The sequence below is a fragment of the Dietzia sp. DQ11-38-2 genome (assembly GCF_014145055.1).
Taxonomy (GTDB): Bacteria; Actinomycetota; Actinomycetes; order Mycobacteriales; family Mycobacteriaceae; genus Dietzia.
Map to the genome: position 1 here is coordinate 1 of NZ_JAALDW010000103.1, position 4450 is coordinate 4450.

The window sequence follows — 4450 nt, forward strand, 5'->3', positions numbered from 1 at the left end:
CACGATCGCGGAGTGCGTCAGCCTGGCTCGCGACCTGGTCAACACCCCGCCCAACCTGCTCTTCCCCGGCTCCTTCGCGGACCGTGCGGCTGAACTCGCCGCCGGCGCGGGCCTCGACGTGGAGGTCCTGGACGAGCCCGCTCTCGCGGAGGGCGGCTTCGGCGGCATCCTGGCGGTGGGCGGAGGGTCGTCCCGCGGGCCGCGACTGGTCCGTCTCACCCACCGCGGGGCCGAGGGTCGACCCACCGTCGCGTTGGTCGGAAAAGGCGTCACGTTCGACACCGGCGGCATCTCCATCAAGCCGGCCGCGGGGATGGAGCAGATGACCATGGACATGGGCGGAGCGGCCGCCGTCGTCGCGACCGTCATCCTCGCCGCCCGGCTCGGGCTGGACCTCACCGTGGTGGCCACCGTCCCGATGGCCGAGAACATGCCGTCGTCCACGGCGTACCGCCCCGGTGACGTGCTCACCATGTACGGCGGGACGACGGTGGAGGTGCAGAACACCGACGCCGAGGGCCGACTCATCCTCGCCGACGCCATCGTCAGGGCCTGCGAGGACTCCCCCTCACACCTCATCGACACCGCGACGCTCACCGGCGCACAGATGGTGGCCCTGGGCAAGAAGACCCCCGGCGTCATGGGCACCGAGGACTTCCGGGACCGGGTGGCCGAACTCAGCCGCGAGGTCGGCGAGGGCGGCTGGCCGATGCCGCTGCCGGAGGAACTGCGTGACGGATTGGACTCCGAGGTCGCCGACCTCACCAACGTGACCCCGCATCGCTGGGGTGGCATGCTCTCCGCTGGCCTGTTCCTCTCCGAATTCGTCGCCGAGGGCGTGGAGTGGGTCCACATCGATGTGGCCGGCCCGGCCTATAACGACGGTGGCGCCGAGGGGTACCTGCCCAAGGGGGGGACCGGGGTGCCCGTGCGGACGATGCTCGCGGTCCTGGAGGACATCGCCTCTCGGTGAGTGGTGTCCGACGATTCTCCACTGCAGGGCGCTGACATCGTCCGCACGGGTCACTCTGGACGGGGTGCGATCACGCTGGGTGGGGTGCGATCACGCGACCTGCTCGAGCACCCCGTCCGGGACCGACTGCACGTCCACGGCAGCCGTTGCGTTGCCGAACCCGGGATTGCCGGCCGTGGCGAACCAGTCCCGGGCGACGGTGATGTCGTCTGTGAAGGCGCGGCTCAGGATGAGCAACAGCCGGGCCTTCTGCGGAAGCAACTCGTTGCCGGAGATCATCCCCGCAGCACTGGTGGGGCCGACCGTCCCGGAGCCGGTGCGGCTGGTGGAGACGAACCACACCCCTTGAGTGATGGCATCGCGGCGAGCCTGGCCTGCCGCCGAGGAGATGCCGCCCGCACCGGTACCGGCGGTGACGATTCCGGTCGCCCCACCGGCGACCATTCCCCGGATCGCATCCCCGGAGGCCTCCTGGTAGTTGTAGAAGATCTCCACCTTGGGCAGATCGCCTGCTGAGATCTCCGACAGGTCGAAGGGCGTGAACCACCGGTCGGACTGGCAGTCAAGCACTCTGGACGGTCCACGCGGGAGACTGATCCGATCGCCGTCGATCCACCCGAGAACGCCGACTCTCCGGGATTCGAACGTGTCGGTCCGCATGGTGTTGCCCTTGGTGACGTCGCGTGCCGCGTGAATCTCGTCGTTGAGCATCAGCACGGTGCCGAAGCAGTAGGTCTGCTGAGATGCCGCGAGCCGGATCGACTGGAGCAGGTTGGCGGGGCCGTCACTGCCGAACACCGGGTCGACATCCGGGGTTGGGCCGGCAGCCCACGGACGCATCGCACCTGTGATGACTACCGGCTTCTTGCTCTGGACAGTGACGTCGAGCCAGTACCCGAACTCCTCCATGGTGTCGGTCCCCGTGGTCACCACGACGGCGTCCGAGCTCGCGAGTGCTCGTTCGACCGCCAGGGTCAGCTCGCGATACTGCGCGATGGTGTAACCGCCTGAACCGGCGTTGCCGAACTGCACGATGTCCACGTTGGCCATCTGGTCGATGGCCGGGGCGATTTCGGGGATGAGCTCGGCCATCGGATACGTTCCGGCGCGGTAGTTCGAGTACGAGTCCTGCGTGGTCGCCCGGCCGGCGAGGGTGCCGCCGGTCGCCACGACCGTCACGGTGGGCAGGGTGGGATCCCCGTCATCAATCGGCTCAGTCGGATCGGGCTCGACCGGATCGGGCTCGACCGGAGTCTCGGGTGCGCCCGGCGCTGTCGTGCCCGTACTCGATCCGAGACTGCCGGCGGCGAGGCTGTCAAGCGGAGAGCCCGCCGCTGTGCTGGGCAGCCCTGTGGCCAGGAGTCCGGCGCAGGACAGAGCGGCCACGAACGCTCGTGCCCTGCGGCGGGTTGTCATCTGGAGCATGTGCGCTCATTTCTCTGAGTGGGAAGGGAAACCCGGTCGCTGTGGGAGTGATCCACAAGTGGTTCGAGCGACCAGAGACACACTGTCGCCTTGCTGTTACGGCAGCATTTCCGGTGCATCTTCTTAGGTTTCAAAAGCATCAAGGATGAGTTACGCGGTGATCTCGAACTCTCGGGGGCCGTCGGCGGCGATGGTGCGCCCCTTCGAGAGTCACGACTCAGTGATGGGAGCGGTCGGGGGCGATCGTCGTCGGATGGACGCCAGACTCAGCGGTGCTCACCACACGAACACCGTCGCCCACGGGACTCCGTGGGATACGGCCCCGGCGGAGTGGGCATCGTTCGATCGGCACCTCTCGGCACCACGGTGGTCATCTAGTCCGGCGGGAGTCCCTCGCCTTGGCGCTACGGATGTGCGGTCGGACCGCCCGGCACTGCTAGTGGTCATTCCCGCGCATCTGCTCGCGGAGCCGGCGGGCCCTCTCCTTGCGCTCGCGCGAGATGCGGACCTCCTCGAAGAGCCGCATCCGATCCGGGTACCCGGTCTCCATCGCGTCGTACAGGGGGATCCCCAGCTCGTCGGCGAGCTTGCGCGCGGTGGCGACATCCCCCACCGGGCGGCGCGTCCACTCGCCGTCGAAGGCGACCAGGAGCAGCCCCGGCACCGACACGAGCGTCTCGGGCTCGAGGTACGCCTCGATCCCCACCCTGGTCTCACACCACGACCGGAAGTGGGCGAGGTCAGCGGGATCCGCCGGGATCCGTGACCGCCGCCGCCGGAATAGATCGCGGATCGCCACCGTCGGACTCCTCCCGTCGGCCCCCCGTCCGGGGTGGGGCCGTCTGTGACATTCGATCGTACCGAGCGCCAGCACCGGTGATGGCGTGGCCGCCGGCCGGTTCAGGCGGCCGCTGGCGCCGGGATCGGGGCGTCCGACGACACCGGCAGGTGGTACAGGGCACAATGGTGGGCGATCGTCCGGGCGGACCGCCACAGCGGTCCGGTCCCGGGTCGTCGCAGAACTGACAGCTCACCACCATGTCGCCGCTCACGCGGGCGCGGATCGCGCCGGCGGGCAGCGCCCACAACTCTTGAGGAGTCACGACACCATGGCCTTCTCCGTACAGATGCCGGCTCTCGGTGAATCCGTGAGCGAGGGCACCGTCACCCGCTGGCTCAAGAAGGAGGGGGACACGGTCGAGGTCGACGAACCGTTGCTCGAGGTCTCCACCGACAAGGTCGACACCGAGATCCCGTCGCCCGCCGCGGGCACCCTGTCCAAGATCGTCGCCGACGAGGACGAGACCATCGAGATCGGCGGAGAGCTCGCGGTCATCGACGACGGTTCCGGTGGATCCGACGACGATTCGGATGACGACGCCTCCGACGCTGACGACTCCGCCGACGAGGCCTCCGACACCGCCGATCAGGACAGCGACGAGGCAGACGAGCCCGCGCCCAGCTCGTCCTCCGCCACCAAGGGCTCCGGCTCGAAGGGCTCCGGCGGCAAGGGCACCGAGGTCACCATGCCCGAACTCGGCGAATCCGTCACCGAGGGCACCATCACCAACTGGCTCAAGGCCGTCGGCGACACCGTCGAGGTCGACGAGCCCCTGCTCGAGGTCTCCACCGACAAGGTCGACACCGAGATCCCGTCGCCCGCCGCGGGCACCCTGTCCAAGATCGTCGCCGACGAGGACGACACCGTCGAGGTCGGCGCGGTCCTCGCCGTCATCGGAGACGCAGACGCCTCCGACCAGGACGACCAACCCGAGGACGAGGGCACCTCCGACGCCGCGGAGTCCGCCCGGCCGGACGACGCCCCCGCTCAGGCGGAAGGTGACGCCACCGATGCGGCCGGTGCCGCCGAGCAGGACGACGCGGCGGGCGACACCCCGGAGACCGAGAAGAAGGCCGCGGACAAGGCGGCGGCGAAGGCCGAGAAGTCCACGGGGTCCGATGGCGGCGAGAAGGCGTCGGGTGGCCACCGTGAGCGGGCCGAACCGGCGGAAGCCGCCAAGTCCGGCACCTCGCCGTCCGCCACGCCGTTGG

4 protein-coding genes are annotated in these 4450 nt (G+C 69.2%); 2 read left to right on the top strand and 2 right to left on the bottom strand.

Features of this window, described 5'->3' with window-relative positions:
• The coding region (locus G6026_RS04035) for a leucyl aminopeptidase (protein WP_182612325.1) at nucleotides 1-973 on the top strand (973 nt) is incomplete at its 5' end.
• Between the two features lie 90 nt (nucleotides 974-1063).
• On the opposite strand, the gene G6026_RS04040 is transcribed toward G6026_RS04035, so the two are convergent.
• Nucleotides 1064-2398 (bottom strand): asparaginase, encoded by a 1335-nt coding sequence (locus G6026_RS04040; protein ID WP_228549645.1) that lies wholly within the window; start codon nucleotides 2396-2398, stop codon nucleotides 1064-1066.
• 436 nt (nucleotides 2399-2834) lie between these two features.
• On the bottom strand, nucleotides 2835-3197 hold the full coding sequence (locus tag G6026_RS04045) for an oxidoreductase (protein ID WP_182612326.1): 363 nt from the start codon (nucleotides 3195-3197) through the stop codon (nucleotides 2835-2837).
• A 310-nt stretch (nucleotides 3198-3507) separates the two neighbouring features.
• Between G6026_RS04045 and G6026_RS04050 the strand changes: the two genes are divergently transcribed.
• A partial coding sequence (locus G6026_RS04050; RefSeq protein ID WP_347238060.1) for a biotin/lipoyl-containing protein occupies nucleotides 3508-4450 on the top strand: 943 nt, incomplete at its 3' end.